General features: G+C 41.5%; 17 protein-coding genes, 1 pseudogene and 1 riboswitch. Of the genes and pseudogenes, 9 read left to right on the top strand and 9 right to left on the bottom strand.

The genetic code is table 11. From position 1 onward, the window contains the following. The 4 genes and pseudogenes from DPV92_RS00005 to DPV92_RS00020 form a co-directional block, all read left to right on the top strand. Positions 1-382: pseudogene (locus tag DPV92_RS00005) on the top strand (glycosyltransferase family 25 protein); the annotation flags it as partial. A gap of 9 nt (positions 383-391) precedes the next feature. Further along, positions 392-703, top strand: a complete 312-nt coding sequence (cyaY, locus tag DPV92_RS00010; RefSeq protein ID WP_111353020.1) for an iron donor protein CyaY — start codon at positions 392-394, stop codon at positions 701-703. Positions 704-775: 72 nt separating this feature from the next. Further along, a complete protein-coding gene (gene recQ, locus DPV92_RS00015; protein WP_111353021.1) occupies positions 776-2,581 on the top strand; it encodes an ATP-dependent DNA helicase RecQ in 1,806 nt (601 codons plus the stop codon). A 99-nt stretch (positions 2,582-2,680) separates the two neighbouring features. After that, a complete protein-coding gene (locus DPV92_RS00020) occupies positions 2,681-3,766 on the top strand; it encodes a 5-methyltetrahydropteroyltriglutamate--homocysteine S-methyltransferase (protein ID WP_111353022.1) in 1,086 nt (361 codons plus the stop codon). A 145-nt stretch (positions 3,767-3,911) separates the two neighbouring features. On the opposite strand, the gene DPV92_RS00025 is transcribed toward DPV92_RS00020, so the two are convergent. Further along, positions 3,912-4,394, bottom strand: coding sequence for a Dps family protein (locus tag DPV92_RS00025; protein ID WP_111353023.1), 483 nt, complete (start codon positions 4,392-4,394; stop codon positions 3,912-3,914). A gap of 306 nt (positions 4,395-4,700) precedes the next feature. Between DPV92_RS00025 and cdd the strand changes: the two genes are divergently transcribed. From cdd to rho, 3 genes are all read left to right on the top strand, one after another. Further along, positions 4,701-5,579 carry a cytidine deaminase gene (gene cdd / locus DPV92_RS00030; protein WP_111353024.1) on the top strand — a complete coding sequence of 293 codons (879 nt, stop codon included), beginning with the start codon at positions 4,701-4,703 and terminating at the stop codon, positions 5,577-5,579. Between the two features lie 108 nt (positions 5,580-5,687). Continuing rightward, positions 5,688-6,638, top strand: a complete 951-nt coding sequence (gene cysK / locus DPV92_RS00035) for a cysteine synthase A (RefSeq protein WP_111353025.1) — start codon at positions 5,688-5,690, stop codon at positions 6,636-6,638. A gap of 197 nt (positions 6,639-6,835) precedes the next feature. Then, the gene (rho, locus tag DPV92_RS00040; protein WP_005708792.1) at positions 6,836-8,098 is read left to right on the top strand and encodes a transcription termination factor Rho; all 1,263 of its coding nucleotides are present in this window, start codon (positions 6,836-6,838) and stop codon (positions 8,096-8,098) included. A 59-nt stretch (positions 8,099-8,157) separates the two neighbouring features. Here the strand turns inward: rho and ribH are convergent, their stop codons facing one another. From ribH to ribD, 5 genes are all read right to left on the bottom strand, one after another. Further along, positions 8,158-8,619 (bottom strand): 6,7-dimethyl-8-ribityllumazine synthase, encoded by a 462-nt coding sequence (gene ribH / locus DPV92_RS00045; RefSeq protein ID WP_111353026.1) that lies wholly within the window; start codon positions 8,617-8,619, stop codon positions 8,158-8,160. A 146-nt stretch (positions 8,620-8,765) separates the two neighbouring features. Then, entirely contained in the window at positions 8,766-9,965 is a 1,200-nt protein-coding gene (locus DPV92_RS00050) for a bifunctional 3,4-dihydroxy-2-butanone-4-phosphate synthase/GTP cyclohydrolase II (RefSeq protein ID WP_111353027.1), read from the bottom strand. 26 nt (positions 9,966-9,991) lie between these two features. Beyond that, a complete protein-coding gene (locus DPV92_RS00055; protein WP_111353028.1) occupies positions 9,992-10,534 on the bottom strand; it encodes a cysteine hydrolase family protein in 543 nt (180 codons plus the stop codon). 9 nt (positions 10,535-10,543) lie between these two features. Then, a complete protein-coding gene (ribE, locus tag DPV92_RS00060) occupies positions 10,544-11,191 on the bottom strand; it encodes a riboflavin synthase (protein WP_111353029.1) in 648 nt (215 codons plus the stop codon). Beyond that, complete coding sequence (gene ribD, locus DPV92_RS00065; protein WP_111353030.1) at positions 11,191-12,276, bottom strand: bifunctional diaminohydroxyphosphoribosylaminopyrimidine deaminase/5-amino-6-(5-phosphoribosylamino)uracil reductase RibD; 1,086 nt, start codon at positions 12,274-12,276, stop codon at positions 11,191-11,193. Before ribD ends, ribE begins: the two co-directional genes overlap by 1 nt. Before the next feature lie 178 nt (positions 12,277-12,454). Further along, positions 12,455-12,578: riboswitch (FMN riboswitch) on the bottom strand. Positions 12,579-12,730: 152 nt separating this feature from the next. Between ribD and lon the strand changes: the two genes are divergently transcribed. Continuing rightward, complete coding sequence (gene lon / locus DPV92_RS00070; protein WP_111353031.1) at positions 12,731-15,133, top strand: endopeptidase La; 2,403 nt, start codon at positions 12,731-12,733, stop codon at positions 15,131-15,133. A 116-nt stretch (positions 15,134-15,249) separates the two neighbouring features. Here lon and uvrA read toward each other — a convergent pair whose 3' ends face one another. Continuing rightward, positions 15,250-18,078, bottom strand: a complete 2,829-nt coding sequence (gene uvrA, locus DPV92_RS00075; RefSeq protein WP_111353032.1) for an excinuclease ABC subunit UvrA — start codon at positions 18,076-18,078, stop codon at positions 15,250-15,252. A gap of 149 nt (positions 18,079-18,227) precedes the next feature. Between uvrA and DPV92_RS00080 the strand changes: the two genes are divergently transcribed. Beyond that, entirely contained in the window at positions 18,228-18,767 is a 540-nt protein-coding gene (locus DPV92_RS00080; RefSeq protein WP_111353033.1) for a single-stranded DNA-binding protein, read from the top strand. 39 nt (positions 18,768-18,806) lie between these two features. Here DPV92_RS00080 and dcd read toward each other — a convergent pair whose 3' ends face one another. Both dcd and udk read right to left on the bottom strand, forming a co-directional pair. After that, the gene (gene dcd, locus DPV92_RS00085; RefSeq protein ID WP_111353034.1) at positions 18,807-19,388 is read right to left on the bottom strand and encodes a dCTP deaminase; all 582 of its coding nucleotides are present in this window, start codon (positions 19,386-19,388) and stop codon (positions 18,807-18,809) included. A 1-nt stretch (position 19,389) separates the two neighbouring features. Continuing rightward, on the bottom strand, positions 19,390-20,043 hold the full coding sequence (gene udk, locus DPV92_RS00090; RefSeq protein ID WP_111353035.1) for a uridine kinase: 654 nt from the start codon (positions 20,041-20,043) through the stop codon (positions 19,390-19,392). Between the last annotated feature and the right edge of the window lie 19 nt (positions 20,044-20,062).

Below are 20,062 nucleotides of genomic sequence, written 5' to 3' on the forward strand. Positions count from 1 at the left end.
TAGAAAATTTTATAAATTAACCAAATCAAATTCTGGAACTGGAGGCTATATTGTTACTAAAAAAGGAATCGATTTTTTAGTTAAAAATATAAAGGAAATTAAATATATTGAGATAGACAATTTATTATTTAAGCAACTTTTACTAAAAAAAGAATATACTGTATGGCAAATGCAACCTGCAGTATGTATCCAAGATTGCCTATTAAATCCTCAAACATCTAGTTTTGGTGTTATGGGAGGAGAAGGTGGTGAAAGAGATCAAAGAAGGGATAAGAAAAATAAAAAGAAATTACCACTTATTATTAGATTAGTAAAAGAAGTTAAACGCCCATTTGTAAAATTAAATAAAAAATTTTTGGGTAAAAAAGCTTATTTTAAATAAGGAATAAAAATGAACGTAGCACAATTTCACCAATTAGTTGAACAAACGTGGGACGAAATCGAAGAAAAAATTGATGATGAAGGTTTATCGGTTGATGCCGAAATTCAAGGGGCAGTTTGTACTTTAACTTTCGATGACGATTCACAAATTATCATCAACAAACAAGAAGCAATGCTTGAACTTTGGCTTGCAAGTAAACTGGGCGGCTTCCATTTCAAATATCTTGATGATGAATGGAAAACCGCTGAAGGGCGTTCTTTCTGGCAGCACCTAGAAGAAGCCTTCGCAAGACATGGGGAAGAGGTTAAATTTACTTCTTAATTCGTAGGGTGGGCTTTAGCCCACCATTTTCAATTTAAACCCAGTGATGGGCTAAAGCCCTCCCTACATTCAATGCAACCATATTCTGCCCCACAAACCGTACTACAAAACGTATTCGGTTATCAGCAATTTCGTCAAGGTCAGCAAGAGGTGATTGAATCCACGCTTGTGGGCAAGGACACGCTTGTTATTATGACCACTGGCGGTGGAAAATCGTTATGCTATCAAGTGCCAGCCCTCTGTTTAGAAGGGATTACCCTTGTGATTTCGCCGCTGATTTCATTGATGAAAGATCAAGTTGATCAGCTTCTTACAAACGGCATTGAAGCCGCTTATCTCAACTCAACCCAAACGCTTGAAGAACAGCGAGCCGTTGAGCAAAAAGCCTTAAATGGGCAGCTTAAATTGCTCTATCTTTCGCCCGAAAAAGTGATGACCCAAGGTTTCTATCACTTTATTTCTCATTGCAAAATCAGCTTTATTGCGGTTGACGAAGCCCACTGTGTTTCACAATGGGGGCACGATTTCCGTCCTGAATACACTCTTTTGGGCAATTTGCGAAATACTTTTCCAAATATACCGCTTATGGCACTCACCGCCACGGCAGACCCAACCACGCGTGCGGATATTTTGCACCATCTTCGCTTAAACAATCCGTACACTTATTTGGGGAGCTTTGACCGTCCGAACATTCGCTACACCGTGCAAGAAAAATTCAAGCCAATGGAACAGTTAGCAAAATTTATCGCAGGGCAAAAAGGTAAGAGTGGGATTGTCTATTGTAACAGCCGCAAAAAAGTGGAAGAGATTACCGAGAAACTGAGTGCCAGAAACATTTCCGTGATGGGCTACCACGCGGGTATGAGCGTGCAACAGCGGGAAACGGTACAGAATGCCTTTCAACGAGACAACATTCAAGTGGTAGTAGCGACCATTGCTTTTGGAATGGGGATTAACAAATCCAACGTCCGTTTCGTGGTGCATTTTGACTTGCCGAGAAGCATTGAATCTTACTATCAAGAAACGGGGCGGGCTGGACGTGATGATTTGCCTTCACAAGCGGTAATGTTTTACGACCCAGCAGATTATGCGTGGCTGCAAAAAATGCTGTTGGAAGAACCCGAAAGCGAGCAACGCGATATTAAACAACACAAATTACAAGCCATTGGTGCATTTGCTGAATCACAAATTTGCCGTCGCTTGGTTCTGCTCAACTATTTTGGCGAATCTCGTCAAGAACCGTGCAAAAACTGCGATATTTGCCTCGATCCACCGCGTAAATATGATGGGCTAGTTGATGCACAAAAAGTGATGTCGGTGATTTATCGCACAGGGCAAGCATTCGGAATGCACTACATTATTTCTGTGCTACGTGGCTTAAATCATCAAAAAATCCGCCAATATGGACACGACCAACTGAGCGTTTATGGGATCGGAAAAAGCCAAAGCCAAGATTATTGGGTAAGTGTGATTCGTCAGCTGATTCATTTAGGCTTAATTAAGCAAAACATTGTGAATAATTCAGCCTTGCAACTTACCGAAGAGGCACGCCCTGTATTACGTTCAGAAGTGAAGTTGGAATTGGCAACGCCTCGTTTAACTTTCTCAGCTTCTGCATATAGCCAGAAACAAGCTACTGCCCGCTACGACAAAGATTTATTTGCTCGCTTACGTTTCTTACGCAAACAGATTGCCGACAAAGAGAATATTCCGCCTTACGTAGTGTTCAACGATGCGACTCTCGAAGAAATGGCACAATTCACACCAACTACAAAAGCGGAGATGTTAGACATTAACGGCGTGGGTGAACGAAAATTAGAACGTTTTGGCGATGCTTTTATGAACTTAATTCAGTCGCATTTGGCGGCTAGGCAGTAAGCGGTGAAATTTTGTTACTAATTTGTGAAAAAGCGAAAGACTTTCTGGTAAATTTATTGCAAAATCTTACCGCTTATTTTATTAAAGAAGGAAGTGAAAATGACTAAAAAATTACCATTACATGCTGACACTGTTGGCTCTTATTTACGTTCTGATTCTTGGAAACAAGCTCACGCTGATTACAAGGCAGGCAAAATCTCGCTTGAAGCACGCGATGCAATTGTAGAACAAGAAGTGCGTAAATTAGTGGCAGCTCAACTTGAAGCAGGTATTCAAGTAGTTACCGATGGCGAATATCACCGTTCTTGGTGGCACATTGATTTCTTAGAAAACTTAAATGGTATTGAAGGTTATGTGCCAGAAAAAGCCTATGCATTCAAAGGTGTGGAAGTTCGCCCTTACAATACTCGCTGCTGTGGCAAAGTTTCTTGGAATCCAAATCACCCATTTATTGAGCATTTCAAAAAATTTAACGCAATCGTTGATGGTCGTGCGGTCGCAAAATTTACCATCCCAAGCCCGAACCAATTAATGTACCCAGTGCAATGGGATCACGGTGTGTATGCAACTCGTGAAGAATTTGCCAAAGATGTACAACAAGCTTATAAAGAAGCCATCAAAGCATTCTACGAAGCAGGTTGTCGCTACTTACAAATTGATGATGTGTATTGGGGCTCGCTCTGTAACAATCACGCACAACCAACTTTTGAAGCTGATAAAGCCCAAGCAGTTGCGAACGTGCAAGCGATTCTTGCAGACAAACCTGCTGATATGATTATTACCACTCACGTTTGTCGTGGTAACTACAAATCGTCTTACTTATTAACGGGTGCCTATGATCCTGTGGCAGATGGCTTATTTGGTCAAACTAGCTACGATGGTTATTTCTTAGAGTATGATGATGAACGTTCAGGCGGTTTTGAGCCGTTAAAACATTTTGCGAACAACAAAGGTCGCGTGGTGTTAGGTTTAATCAGCTCAAAATTCCCAGAGTTGGAAGATAAAGAAGCCATCAAAGCACGTATTCACGAAGCGGCAAAATATGTGCCACTTGAGCAACTTTGCTTAAGCCCGCAATGTGGTTTCGCTTCAACCGAAGAAGGTAACGTGATGACTGAAGCTCAACAATGGGCAAAAGTTCGCCATGTTGAAGCGATCGCGAAAGAAGTTTGGGGCGAAGATTAATTTTCCCCATTTCATAGAAAAAATAACCGCTTATAGAGTATTCTATAAGCGGTTATTTTTATTTGTTATATATACCTCTTCTTTTCAAAAATTGAGAAAGGCTAACAGCCTCACTGTTAGCCTTTGATTTATTTAATGCTTAAAATTAAGCATGACAAGTTTGGCAAGCTGCTTGGAACATCCACACTAATTTTTCTTGCTCTTTGATGTAGTCACTCATTTGAGAATTTGTGCCTTCATCACCCGCTTCACCTGCAAGTTCAAGAATTTCACGTTGTTGTTCAAGTAACACTTTTAAGCCTGCTAAAGTGCCAGATAAGCACGCTTGAGCACTGCTTATCGCAATGTCTTCTTGAATGCGTGACACTTTTAAGTATTGGCTGTATGCGTTATTTGGTGTGTAACCTAACGTTAAGATACGCTCTGCGATTTCATCTACTTTTGTGATTAAATCTGTATAAATTTCTTCAAATTTAGCGTGTAATTCAAAGAAGTTCACGCCTTTGATATTCCAGTGATAACCACGAACGTTAGTATAAAATACTTGATAGCTTGCTAATAAATCATTTAATTTTGAAGCTAATTCTGCTGATGCAACTTTATCTAAACCGATTGATGATTTTGACATAATGTGTTCCCTCTTTATGTAATATTAAAAAATAAATCAAGGAGCCTTTGCTCTTTGTGCTGATAAGTATATGCCTTTCATTTAACAGATACAAATTACTTCACTCAATAAAATATATAGATAATACCTATCTGTTAATAATTTGTTAAAGCTTGTGCCTATCAATAGTGATCTATAAATGTGATCGGGTTCACAAATTTCAAGATTGCTTTAGCGTAAAGAAGCAAACTTCTCGCGATAAAAACAAATTTCTGCTTTAATAACAAGCGGTTAGATTTTAAATATTTTTTAGATTAGGAGATATTTATGCAAAATGCTATTTCGCAAACGTTATCGGAAAATAGACCGCTTGATCAGGCTCTTCTTCACATATTAAGCCATCAAAATTGGGAGGGGTTTCTTTCTCATCAACAAGTTCAGCAATTATGTCAGCAATTTAAGCTAGACCCTTTAGTCCTGTCAATGCAACTTCTGCCCATCGCTGCTTGTTATAGCCATACCGACATTTCACATTTTCATGTTGGGGCGATTGCCATTGGCGAACACGGCGATTTTTATTTTGGTGCGAACCAAGAATTTTCGAATGTAGAAATTCAGCAGACCATTCATGCTGAACAAAGTGCGATTAGTCATGCTTGGCTTCGAGGAGAAAAACGTATTACTGATATGGTTGTGAATTACACACCTTGTGGTCATTGTCGTCAATTTATGAATGAACTCTATCAAGCCGAAAAGATTTCGATTCACTTACCACATAGCCAACATAACCCACTGCATCGTTATTTACCTGATGCTTTTGGACCAAAAGATTTAGATATTCATACGTTATTACTTAATCAAGAAAATCACCAACTTGATGAAAATCATCCTGATAAGCTGGTTCAACAAGCTATCCACGCGGCAAATCAAGCTCACTGCCCTTATTCAAATAGCTCACACGGTGTTGCTATTTTATTTAGAAATGGGACGATAATAACAGGGCGTTATGCAGAAAATGCTGCATTTAATCCGAGCCTTCCAGCCCTACAAACAGCGCTAAATTATGCTTATCTCAATAATTTAGATTTAGCTAAAGTTGAACGCATAGTATTGGCAGAGAAACCAGAAAAACTTAGTTATAGAGGTATGTCGGAACAATTATGGGCGATGATATCAAAAGTGAAATTAGAATATATTCCACTGTAGCTCCATATGCTTTTTAGTTATATGAAATGATTTTTAACCACTACACTTTTACCCAAAATAGCGTATGCTTATTCCAACTTTAACCTAATTCAAAATAAGGAATTTCCCATGACAATTTATGCAGACAACTCATACACTATTGGTAACACTCCACTCGTACGTTTAAAACATTTCGGCAATAATGGCAACTTGGTGGTTAAAGTTGAATCTCGTAACCCGAGCTTTAGCGTGAAATGCCGTATTGGTGCAAATATGGTATGGCAAGCAGAAAAAGATGGCATCTTAACCAAAGGCAAAGAGATCGTAGATGCAACCAGCGGTAATACAGGGATTGCATTGGCGTATGTTGCAGCAGCTCGTGGTTATAAAATTACTTTAACCATGCCTGAAACTATGAGTCTTGAGCGTAAGCGTTTATTACGTGGTTTAGGCGTAAACCTTGTATTAACCGAAGGGGCAAAAGGGATGAAAGGGGCGATTGCAAAAGCTGAAGAAATCGTGGCAAGCGATCCAAATCATTATGTGATGTTAAAACAGTTCGAAAATCCAGCGAACCCTGCCATTCACCAACAAACGACAGGCCCTGAAATTTGGAATGCGACTGAAGGAAAAGTAGATGTTATCGTGGCGGGCGTCGGCACGGGCGGTACAATTACAGGGATTTCTCGCCATATCAAACAAGATCAAGGCAAACAGATTATTTCTGTTGCGGTTGAGCCGAAAGAGAGCCCAGTGATTACACAAACCTTAAATGGCGAAGAAGTGAAACCAGGTCCGCACAAAATTCAAGGTATTGGTGCGGGTTTCATTCCGAAAAATTTAGATTTAAGTTTAATTGACCGAGTTGAACAAGTCTCTAGCGATGAAGCTCTTGCAACCGCTCGTCGTTTAATGGCTGAAGAAGGGATTTTAGTCGGCATTTCATCGGGTGCTGCAGTAGCTGCAGCGAATCGCTTAGCACAACAACCAGAGTTTGCAGATAAACTGATTGTCGCCATTTTACCATCTGCTTCAGAGCGTTACTTAAGTACAGCGTTGTTTGAAGGTATTGAGGTTTAAATTCATATTTAGGAGATGCTAGTAAAGTGCTAGCATCCCTTTTTATATTTATAAGCGGTCTAAAACTAGAAAAAATTTGCAATTTCTTACTATTTGGCGTATTCTTCGCAAGTCAAATTTATAGCAGGATGCTATATCTCTCATAGTAATATGATGTCCAATCTTCTTTATTTTTAACTTATCAAATTAAAATTCCTATGCATCTTACTCAGTTAAAAAATACCCCAGTTTCGGAGCTTGTCGAAATTGGTGAAAACCAAATGGGTTTAGAAAATTTAGCCCGTTTACGCAAGCAAGATATTGTTTTCGCTATTCTTAAACAACACGCAAAAAGTGGCGAAGATATTTTCGGTCAAGGCGTGTTAGAAATCTTGCCAGATGGCTTTGGTTTCTTACGTTCAGCAGATAGTTCTTACTTGGCTGGTCCTGACGATATTTATGTTTCGCCAAGCCAAATTCGCCGTTTTAACTTACAAACGGGGGATAAAATTGAAGGTAAAATTCGTCCTCCTAAAGAAGGTGAACGTTATTTTGCGTTACTCAAAGTAGATCTTGTCAATGATGACAAGCCAGAAGTTTCTCGTAGCAAAATCCTTTTTGAAAACTTAACCCCCCTTCATGCTAACTCTCGTTTACGTATGGAACGTGGTAATGGCTCAACGGAAGATTTAACCGCTCGTATCTTAGATTTAGCCGCACCAATCGGTAAAGGTCAGCGTGCGTTGATCGTAGCGCCGCCAAAAGCGGGTAAAACCGTTCTTCTGCAAAATATTGCACAAAGCATTACCCATAATTACCCAGAGTGTGAGTTAATCGTGTTATTGATTGATGAGCGACCTGAAGAGGTAACAGAAATGCAACGTACCGTGCGTGGCGAAGTGATCGCTTCAACTTTCGATGAACCTGCAACCCGCCACGTTCAAGTTGCGGAAATGGTAATTGAAAAAGCGAAACGTGCAGTTGAACACAAAAAAGATGTAGTGATTTTATTGGACTCTATTACGCGTCTTGCTCGTGCTTACAATACCGTGACACCTGTTTCAGGCAAAATCTTGTCAGGTGGTGTAGATGCTAACGCTTTACATCGTCCAAAACGTTTCTTCGGTGCAGCCCGTAATGTTGAGGAGGGGGGGAGCTTAACTATTATTGCAACAGCGCTTGTAGACACTGGCTCGAAAATGGATGAGGTTATTTTCGAAGAGTTTAAGGGAACAGGTAATATGGAACTGCATCTTTCTCGTAAAATTGCAGAACGTCGTATTTTCCCAGCAATTGAATTTAACCGTTCTGGTACACGTAAAGATGATCTATTAATGAGTCCAGAAGAGCACCAAAAAACGTGGATGTTACGTAAAGTGCTTAACCCTATGGGTGAAGTGGAAGCTATGGAATGGTTAATTGATAAATTAGGCGTTGCAAAAACTAACGAAGAGTTTTTCGAGATTATGAAGCGCTCATAACCTCTATCATTTAGAAAAATTAAGGGCTGTGATTAAACAGCCCTTTCTTATGCTTAAAATTAAAGCGCTCTTAACACATTCACCATTTCCACCGCCCCTAAAGCACATTCCGCCCCTTTATTGCCTGCTTTTGTACCTGCGCGCTCAATCGCTTGTTCAATGCTTTCGGTGGTTAATACGCCGAACATTACTGGCACGCCAGTTTGTAATGCCACTGCACCAATGCCTTTTGCAGCTTCGTTACAAACGTAGTCGTAGTGAGTAGTTGAGCCACGGATTACTGTACCTAAACAGATTATCGCATCGTATTTGCCGCTTTCTGCCATTTTTTTCGCCACCAGTGAAATTTCAAACGCACCTGGCACCCATACGGTATCGATATCGTCTTCAGATGCACCGTGACGTATTAAAGCATCTACTGCACCACTTAATAATTTGTCGTTGATGAAATCGTTAAAACGAGCCGTTACGATACCGAATTTAATGCCCGTTGCCACTAGGTTGCCTGTAATTTTTGCCATTTAGAAGTTCCTTGTTGAAATAAAAATAAACCATTTGTAGAGTGTGTGAATTGGAAATCCACGCATGTTCTGTAAAACATATAGAAAATTATACCGCTTGAGTGCGTAAATTTTTCAAATTCACACACCCTACGTTTTTTCTCTCATTAAAAATTAAACATATGCCCCATTTTAACTTGTTTAACTTTCAAGTAATCAATGTCGTTTTTATTGGGTTCGACGATAATCGGTTCGCGGGAAACAATGTTCATTCCTTGCTCTTTTAAGCCTTCGATTTTCGCTGGATTATTGGTTAATAAGCGAATGGATTTCACACCGAGGCTTTGTAGCATTTGTGCGCCAATGTAGTATTCACGTTCATCTTCTTTGAAGCCTAATGCTATATTGGCTTCTACCGTGTCCATCCCTTTATCTTGCAATTCGTAAGCACGCAATTTGTTGATTAAGCCGATGCCGCGCCCTTCTTGGCGAAGATAAAGCACCACACCTCGCCCTTCTTTTTCGATTTGGGTCATGGCTGCAGCGAATTGTTGCCCGCAATCGCAGCGTTGTGAGCCAAACGCATCGCCAGTTAAACATTCTGAATGAATGCGGGTGAGCACGTTTTCTCCATCGGCAATATCACCTTTCACCAAGGCAACATGTTCTTTGCCCGAAATAATTTCCACAAAGCTGTGTGCTATAAATTCGCCATATTTGGTTGGCATTTTTACTATAGAAACTTGTTTGACCAAACAATCGTGTTTACGGCGATATTCTTGCAGCTGGGCAATGGTAATAAACGGGATATTGTGTTTAGTTGCTAATTTTTGTAGTTCTGGCATCGTCATCATTGTGCCATCTTCCGCTATGATTTCGCAGCATAAGCCAGCAGGTTTTAAGCCTGCAAGGCGAGTTAAATCGACTGTCGCTTCAGTGTGACCATTACGCACCAACACACCGCCATCTTTCGCGATCAGTGGGAACATATGCCCAGGGCGGCGGAAGTCGGTCGCTTTCGCATTATCATCCATCATTTTTAACACGGTTAATGAACGCTCAAAGGCTGAAATGCCCGTGCTTGTATCAATGTGGTCAATCGTCACCGTGAAAGCTGTTTCGTGATTGTCGGTGTTTTTGGTCACCATCGGGTGCAAGTCTAATTTGTTGGCTAATTCTTGCGAAATTGGAGTACAAATCAAGCCCTTACCGTGTGTTGCCATAAAGTTGATATTTTCAGGTGTTGCGAACTCTGCCGCACAGATAAAATCGCCTTCATTTTCGCGATCTTCATCATCTGTTACTAAAATAATTTTACCTTCAGCAATCGCTTTGAGGGCTTCTTCTACGGTTGAAAATTGGAACATAATCTTTCTCTCTTTTTAATCTAACGTTAAACCACGCTATCAATCAATTCTTGGGTGGATAAAATCAACGCAAATTCTTCGTTTAACGTTGCAATGTTGATTTTATGAACTTGAGCGGCATCAATTTCCTCACCATCTGGCATTTTTAATGGGAAGGAAGCTGTCGCATTTTCAATCAGTTTTACCAAAAAGCCGTAATTGGCTGCCATTCTGATCGTGGTAGAAACACAATGCGGTAAAGTTAACCCCGCAATCGCTAATTCTATAATGCCTTGGCTTTTCAAATAATCTAGCAACGCCGTGCCGATAAATGCGCTATTTACCTTTTTCTGAAAAATAGGCTCATTGGCTAATGGTTCAAACCTAGCTTGAAATGCCTGCGTTTCATCTTGATAAAACAGCGAATTTGGGTTATCTGAAACGTGCTGAATGTGAATAATCTTTCGTTTTTTTACACGAAAATGTTGCAACAATCGCAACATATTTTGCTCTGCATTCGGATTGTTCCGCTTGCCCCATTTCGGGTCTAAAAAGGCATTTTGCACATCAATCAACATCAAGGCTTGCATTCTGTTTCCTTAAAACCCTGCATTTTTCAGAAAATCAACCGTTAATTGGCTTGTTGGATTTTCAGAACCTTTTTTCAGTAAAAACTGCTCAATATATTTTCCGACAATGTCGTTCTCTAAATTCACTAGGCTACCGATTTTTTTCGAGCCTAAATTCGTTTCTTTAATCGTATGCGGAATAATCGACACTCGGAACGAGGCTTCATCGGTATCCACCACTGTAAGGCTGATGCCATCAATGGTAATTGAGCCTTTTTCGATAATATAACGCATCAATTTGGGGGCAGCTTTAATGCGGTACCACGTCGAATTATGTGCAGGCTTAATTTCCACCACTTCGCCTGTGCCATCAATATGCCCTGAAACGATATGTCCACCAAAACGTCCATTTGCTGCCATCGCGCGCTCTAAATTCACAGGACTGCTCGGTTTTAGCTCGCCAAGTGAAGTGCGTTTTAAAGTTTCCGACATTACGTCTGCGGAGAATTGATTCTCTGTGAAAGAAGTTACGGTTAAACATACGCCATTCACTGCAATACTATCGCCTAAATGCACGTCCTCCAGCACTTTGCTGGCTTGAATAGTTACTACCGCAAACTCGCCTTGTTTGTTGATTTGCACAATTTTGCCCACTTCTTCGATAATGCCTGTAAACATCATTCCACCTCGTAATCAATCAAAATATCTTCCCCAACCATTTCCATTGAAACTAACTTCAATTTCACGGCTCGGGATAAATCAACAATTCCTTCGCCACCAATCGGTGTTTTTGCCTGTTTGCCACCAACTAATTTTGGTGCGATGTAACAATGCACACGGTTTACCATGCCACTTTCTAAAGCACTGAAATTCAGGCTTGAACCACCTTCAATTAGGAGGCTGTCGATCTGCATTTCACCGAGCTTTTGCAAAAGATCCTCTAAATCCACCCGCTTGTTTTTCGCTTTACAAACTAGCATTTCTACGCCAAACGGTCGATATTGTTCAATCTTTTGCAAATCCTCACAAACTGTCGCAATCACCGTACGATATTCGTTCGCTGTCTGTACAAGCTGACAATCTAAAGGCGTGCGTAATTGGCTGTCGCACACCACTCGAATAGGCTGTCTGGCATTCGGCATTCTGGAATTCAGCATCGGGTTATCCGCCAACACAGTTTCCACACCAACCATAATCGCACTATATTGATGGCGAGTTTCTTGCACTTTAGCACGTGCTGTTTCGCCCGTAATCCACTTCGATTCGCCCGTGCTGGTCGCGATTTTGCCGTCAGCGGTCATTGCATATTTCAGCAGCACATAAGGGCGTTTGGTTTGAATGTAGTGGAAAAAAATCGGGTTGAGTTTATCGCACTCTTCTCGCATAAAATCTTCCACTACTTCCACGCCAGCTGTTCGCAACTGCTTCGCTCCTTTACCAGACACTAACGGATTCGGATCGCGAGAGCCGATAAAGACTTTTTTAATCCCACGTTCAATCAATAAATTGGAACAAGGCGGTGTGCGCCCGTGATGACAACAAGGCTCTAACGTTACATATACGGTTGCCCCTGTGATATCAGCATCGCTATTTAAAATCGCATTGCGTTCAGCGTGCCAGCCCCCGATTTTTTCGTGGTAGCCTTCGGCAATAATTTTGCCATTTTTGACAATCACACAACCGACTAATGGATTTGGACTTGTCCAACCTCTGCCACGTTCGGCAAGGTTAATAGCGCGTTGCATATATTTAATGTCAGTCATACATTATATTTGTAAAATAGATTTGTAGGGGAGGGCACACTCCCTCTTTATTCAAGGCAGGATTGGGCGTGTACAACACGCCTCTACAATGCTAGATAGAAATAAAAGCCTTGAAATCTCACGATCTCAAGGCTTGCAAAAAAGACATAGAAAACCACCGCTTGCACGGGGTTGTTTTTACGCTCTTCTTCCATCCAGACTATACTGTCGGTACTGGAGTTTCACCAGTTCCTGCCAAGTGTTTTGCTTAGCTCGCGGACTTTACCGCCGATCGGGAATTTCACCCTGCCCTGAAGATTTATAAATTGCCAAGGATTTTGCTCGTATTTAGCAAGAATGTCAAGCCATATATTATTCATTGCACTTATTGAAAAAGTTAATAAAATTCCCTTGTTTTTCCATTTTTAAGCCTCATAATGAGAAATTATTTTGAAATCAAAGAGAGAGCAAATTTATGGCGCCAAGAAAAAAGAAAACTATTGCATTGCCACTTTTGCCACTACGTGATGTAGTGGTGTTCCCGAATATGGTGATGCCATTATTCGTTGGGCGTGAAAAGTCGGTACTTGCACTACGTGCTGCGATGGATGCGAACAAGCAGCTGTTTCTTGTTACCCAAAAAGATCCACAAAATGAAAATCCGACATTAGACGATATTTATGATATTGGTGTAACGGCAAACATTATCCAGATGCTAAATCTGCCAGATGGTACGGTAAAAGTGTTAGTGGAAGGTCAAACTCGTGCAAAAATTGAGAAAGCTCACGACGATGAATCGGGTTTTTGGGCTGAATTAAGTGTGATTGAAACAACGGATAATGTTGAATCTGAAGAGTTAGATGCACTGGCGAAAACTACTTTTGCTGAGTTCGAAAATTACGTTAAAAATAACAAAAAGATTCCTGCTGAGATTTTAGTTAAATTACAAAAAATTACCGTTCAAGAACGTTTAGTTGATACAATTTCAGCTAATCTTTTAACGCCGGTTGCAAAAAAACAAGAGCTTTTAGAAGAAAGTAGCTTGCTCAAACGTTTTGAAACCTTATTGATCGCAATGGCAACTGAGCTTGATTCAATGCAGATGGATAGCCGTATTCGTGCTCGTGTAAAAGAGCAGATGGAAAAAAATCAGCGTGATTACTATCTAAACGAGCAAATCAAAGCGATCCAAAAAGAGCTAGGTAATAACGAAGATGTTGAGCAGAGCGAGCTAGATAAACTTAAAGCGAAAATTGATGAAGCTAAATTGCCTGCCGAAGTATTGGAAAAAACCGAAGCGGAATTTAAAAAGCTCAAAGCGATGCCACAAAGCTCGTCTGAAGCGGCAGTTATTCGAGGTTATATCGACTGGATTTTACAAATGCCTTGGCATAAAAAATCGGCGGTTAAAAAAGATTTAGCGAAAGCCCAAGAGATTTTAGATAAAGATCATTACGGCTTAGAGCGTGTGAAAGAACGCATCGTGGAATATCTTGCGGTGCAAAGCCGTTTGAACAAGTTAAAAGGCCCAATTCTTTGCTTGGTTGGTCCACCTGGGGTGGGGAAAACCTCGCTTGGTCAATCCATTGCAAATGCAACGGGGCGTAAATATGTGCGTATGGCGTTAGGTGGCGTGCGTGATGAGGCAGAAATCCGCGGGCATCGTCGTACTTACATCGGCTCAATGCCAGGCTCATTGATGATGAAAATGGCAAAAGTAGGCGTGAAAAATCCGCTCTTCTTGCTCGATGAAATCGACAAAATGGCACAAGATATGCGTGGCGACCCTGCTTCTGCATTATTGGAGGTGTTAGATCCAGAACAAAACAAAGCGTTCAACGATCACTATTTAGAAGTGGATTATGATTTGTCTGATGTGATGTTCGTTGCAACCTCGAATTCGATGAACATTCCGCCTGCGTTATTAGACCGTATGGAAGTGATTCGTCTTTCAGGTTATACCGAAGATGAAAAACTACACATTGCACGTGAGCATCTAATTGCGAAACAGCAAGAAAACAACGGCTTGAAACAAGGCGAATTGACCATTGAAGATAGCGCAATTATGAGCATTATTCGCTACTATACCCGTGAAGCGGGTGTGCGCAACCTTGAGCGTGAAATTGCTAAAATCTGCCGTAAAGCCGTGAAAGCACTGGTGTTGGATAAAAAATTAAAATCTATCACCGTGAACGAAGATAACATTACCGATTACCTCGGCGTGAAACGTTTTGACTACGGTAAAATGGACAACCAAAACCGTGTGGGTGAGGTAACAGGTTTAGCATGGACGGAAGTTGGAGGCGATCTCTTAACCATTGAAACCGCTTCTGTACCAGGTAAGGGCAAATTCTCTTACACTGGCTCATTGGGCGATGTGATGAAAGAGTCTATCCAAGCGGCAATGATGGTAGTGCGTGCACGTGCCGATAAACTCGGTATTACAGATGACTTCCACGAAAAACGCGATATTCACGTTCACGTTCCAGATGGTGCAACGCCGAAAGATGGTCCAAGTGCAGGTATTGCAATGTGTACTGCGTTAATTTCGAGTCTCACAGGCAATCCTGTGCGTAAAGAAGTGGCAATGACAGGTGAAATTAGCTTGCGTGGTAAAGTGTTGCCAATCGGTGGTTTAAAAGAGAAACTCTTGGCAGCACATCGTGGCGGGATTACCACCGTGATTATTCCAAAAGAGAACGAAAAAGACTTGGAAGAGATTCCTGCAAATGCGAAAGCTTCACTTTCGATTCACCCTGTGGAAACCATTGATGAAGTCTTGGCTATCGCCCTTGAAAATCCACCGCTTGGTATTGAAATTGTGCCGAGTAAAGCGGTAAAAGTGAAGAAAACAACGAGAGCGAAGGCGATTCAATAAGCTCTAAAGCAAAATCCTCCAATATCAGTTGATATTGGAGGATTTTAGGTATCATAGGACGAGAAATGAGATTGTAGAGATAAATTACCTACAATGCCGTTTTTAATCTTTAAGTTCTACCCCTTCGTCAAAATTTCTTTTAAAAATCTTGCTGTATGCGATTTTTTATCTTTAGAGATTTGTTCTGGCGTGCCTGTAGCAATAATTTGTCCGCCGCCAGAACCCCCCTCGGGGCCTAAATCGACAATCCAGTCTGCAGTTTTAATCACATCTAAATTATGCTCAATCACCACAATCGTATTGCCTTGATCGCGCAGTTTATGCAGCACGGAAAGAAGCTGTTTAATATCAGCAAAATGCAAACCTGTAGTTGGTTCGTCCAAGATATAAAGCGTTTTGCCCGTATCGCGTTTGGAAAGCTCGGTTGCAAGTTTTACCCTCTGAGCCTCACCGCCAGAAAGCGTGGTCGAAGATTGCCCTAAACGAATGTAAGAAAGCCCCACATCCATTAAAGTTTGTAATTTACGCGCAATGGCAGGAATCGCATCAAAGAATTCGCGGGCTTCTTCAACCGTCATATCCAACACTTGGTGAATGCTTTTGCCTTTGTAGCGAATTTCCAGCGTTTCGCGGTTGTAGCGTTTTCCTTTACAATGGTCGCAAGGCACGTACACATCTGGCAAGAAGTGCATTTCCACCTTAATTACGCCATCACCTTGACACGCCTCACAGCGCCCACCACGCACGTTAAAGCTGAAACGCCCAACGTTATAACCACGAGCACGAGCCTCTTGCGTGCCCGCAAACAACTCGCGAATTGGGGTGAATAAGCCTGTGTAAGTCGCAGGGTTTGAACGCGGGGTTCGTCCAATCGGGCTTTGGTCAATGTCGATTACTTTATCGAAATGTGCTAAGCCTTCAATGCTATCGTAAGGGGCAACATCGGTGCGTTCAGCTCGGTTTAATGCATTTTGTGCTAGTGGGAATAAGGTGTCGTTAATCAAGGTTGATTTACCTGAGCCCGAAACGCCCGTAATACAAGTGAACAAACCAACAGGCACATCTAACTGCACACCTTTGAGGTTGTTACCTCTCGCCCCTTTTAATGTGAGCACCTTGCTCTCATCGTAAGGAACACGTTTGGCAGGAATTTCTATTTTCTGTTTGCCTGATAAGAATTGCCCCGTAAGCGACTCTTCCACCTGCATAATTTCTTCTGCTGTTCCCTGTGCAATAACATTACCACCGTGCACCCCCGCACCAGGTCCAATATCCACGATATGATCTGCCGCACGAATAGCATCTTCATCGTGCTCAACCACAATCACAGTATTGCCTAAATTACGTAGATGAATCAGTGTGTTTAACAAACGTTCGTTGTCGCGTTGGTGCAATCCGATGGAAGGCTCATCTAACACATACATCACGCCCACTAAGCCTGCTCCAATTTGACTTGCCAAACGAATCCGTTGAGCCTCACCGCCCGAAAGCGTTTCTGCTGAACGAGAAAGCGATAGATAATTCAAGCCAACATTGACAAGGAAAGACAAACGCTCACGAATTTCTTTGAGAATTTTCTCCGCAATTTTGGCACGCTGGCCAGAAAGCTCAAGTGTTTCGAAGAATTTCAAGGCTTCGCCAATAGACTTCTCTGCCACCATCGGCAAGTTGGTTTTCTCTAAGAAAACATAACGAGCCTCACGGCGTAAGCGTGAACCACTGCAATCCAAACACGGGCGGTTGTTGATATATTTCGCTAACTCCTCCCGCACCGCATTCGATTCGGTTTCTTTATAGCGACGAGCCATATTGTTTAATACGCCTTCGAATGCGTGCTTGCGTTTAATTTTATCGCCACGATCATTCACATAAACAAACTCAATTTCCTCTTTTGAACCGTTTAAAATGATATTTTGGAATTTTTTGCTCAATTGGCTAAATGGCGTTTCTATATCAAAACCATAATAATCCGCCACCGATTTCAACAAGCCGAAATAATAGAAACTTCTGCGATCCCAACCCTTAATTGCGCCGCTCGAAAGCGATACATCAGGATTTAGCACCACTTTATTGGGGTCAAAAAACTGCTCTACGCCTAAGCCATCACAAGTTGGACATGCGCCCGCTGGGTTGTTGAACGAGAACAATCTAGGCTCTAGTTCGTGCAACGAATAACCACAATGCGGACAAGCAAAGGAAGAAGAGAAAACTAACTCTTCCGCATTAGGATTGTCCATATCCGCAATCACTGCGGTTGAGCCAGATAAATCTAATGCTGTTTCAAACGATTCCGCCAAGCGAGTTTTAATATCCTCACGCACTTTGAAACGGTCTACCACCACTTCGATGGTGTGTTTTTTCTGTAATTCTAACTTCGGTGGATCAGATAAGTCACAAATTTCGCCATCAATACGTGCTCGAATGTAACCATTAGCGGTCAAATTTTCTAAAAGTTTTACGTGTTCACCTTTGCGATCTTTCACCACTGGGGCAAGCAACATCAAGCGTTTACCTTCCGGCTCTTCCAAGACACGATCGACCATTTGTGAAATGGTTTGAGCTGTAAGTGGAATATCGTGATCAGGGCAACGCGGTTCACCCACACGAGCAAATAATAAACGCAGATAATCGTGAATTTCGGTTACAGTGCCCACAGTTGAACGTGGGTTGTGAGAAGTGGATTTTTGCTCAATGGAAATTGCAGGTGAAAGCCCTTCGATATGATCCACATCGGGCTTTTCCATTAAAGAGAGGAATTGACGAGCATAGGCAGAAAGACTTTCTACATAGCGACGTTGTCCTTCAGCATAGAGCGTATCAAACGCCAAAGAAGACTTGCCCGAACCAGACAAGCCAGTAATAACGATAAATTTATCTCGCGGTAAAATCAGATTGATATTTTTTAGGTTATGGGTTCTTGCCCCACGAATGTCGATTTGCTTCATACGATCTCTTAAAGTATGGGTGGGAATTTTTTCACATTATATACTAAAAATAACGCTGTACAAAATATCAGTTTATTCTAGCTTTTTAGTTTGAAAGCGGTTAAAATGCCACTTAATCTTGTAATTCTAATTCAAGCTAAGAGGATTTTATGGCTGGAGTAAATAAAGTAATTATCGTGGGCAATTTAGGCAACGATCCTGAGATGCGTACAATGCCGAATGGCGAAGCAGTGGCAAACATTAGCGTAGCAACCAGTGAAAGCTGGACAGACAAAAATACAGGCGAACGCCGTGAAGTGACTGAATGGCACCGTATTGTGTTCTATCGTCGCCAAGCAGAAGTCGCTGGTCAATACCTTCGCAAAGGCTCCCAGGTGTATGTTGAAGGTCGCTTAAAAACCCGTAAATGGCAAGACCAAAATGGTCAAGACCGCTACACGACTGAAATTCAAGGTGATGTATTACAAATGTTAGGCAGCCGCAACCAAGGTGGCGAAATGGGCGGTCAAGGCGGTTGGAGCCAATCTAACAACCAAGGTGGCAACTGGAACCAAGCACCAGCATCAAATAACTACAATCAAGGTAATGGTTACAATAACAACTATTCACAAACATCACCAAAACCTGTGGCGAAACCAGCACAAGCTGAACCGCCAATGGATAATTTTGATGATGATATTCCTTTTTAATTATATAAGAAAACCCAGCTTAAGCTGGGTTTTCTGTATCTAATCCTCATTAATCCGACTTGACACCGCACTCTGCTGATTCTTATATTTTGCATCTTTACGGGCATTATATGGTTTGGTGGCGTGTCCGCTTAATACTTCGAAACTTAATGCTCCGATTGCCATATTTGGGCGAAGTGCAAGCGGTAATTTTCCTGCATTGAAAAACTCAAGTACAATACGCCCTTCCCAACCAGGGTCAATGCGGTGAGCTGTCACGTGAACCATTAAGCCAAGGCGTGCTAGTGAAGATCGACCATCTAGCCAACCAACGATATTGGAAGGCAGTTTTACTGATTCAAGAGTAACTGATAAGGCTAACTCTCCAGGATGAAGGAAAAAGGCCTCATCATCACCGATAATAATTTCCTCACTCATTACCCGTTCAAGCTGTGCAGTTACCGCTTCACGTGGGCCGCTGACGTCAATATAAGGCGTTGAATGCTCGCGGAAAATACGGAATGAGTTGCCTAAACGAACATCAACGGTCGCGCCAGAAATTTTATCATTCGCTGGGCGTGGGGTAATTTCGATTAAGCCTTGATCTAAATAACGCTCAATGTCGGTATCACACAGACGCATCTTATTTTTTCCCTAATAATTGTTGAATTTGAGCTTTTAAGATATTGATCGCAATACGATTTTTTCCACCTTTTGGCACGATAATATCGGCATATTGTTTTGATGGTTCAATGAACTGCAAGAACATTGGACGAACGGTTTTGCGATATTGCTCAATTACAGATTCCATTGTTCTACCACGTTCAACCATATCGCGCTGTAAACGGCGGATAAAACAGATATCAAGAGGAGCATCAACGAAGATAGAAACATTGATTTCGTCTCGGATCTCTTCGTCAGTAAGTAATAAAATACCTTCAAGGATAATAATTTTTTTTGCATTAAAGCGGGTGGTAGAGGTTTTGCGGTTGTGTTCCGCATAATCATATTCAGGAATGTCGATAGATTTGCCTTGTTTTAATTGGCGTAAGTGTTCAACCAATAAATGGTGATCCATTGAGCTTGGGTGGTCGTAGTTGGTTTTAACGCGTTCTTCCATCGTCAAATGGCTTTGATCTTTATAATAGGCATCTTCTGAAATAATTCCGATGTCGTCCGAACCTAACTCTTCTTTTAGCTCTTTATAAATGGTTGAGGCGATTAAACTTTTGCCAGAAGCGGAGGCTCCTGCAATGGCAATCACGATACACGCTTGGTTTTCACTGATTACAGACATTTTCTTTTCTCTTGTCAAA

This window comes from Pseudohaemophilus paraphrohaemolyticus, assembly GCF_003253115.1.
GTDB classification, from domain to species: domain Bacteria; phylum Pseudomonadota; class Gammaproteobacteria; order Enterobacterales; family Pasteurellaceae; genus Haemophilus_A; species Haemophilus_A paraphrohaemolyticus_A.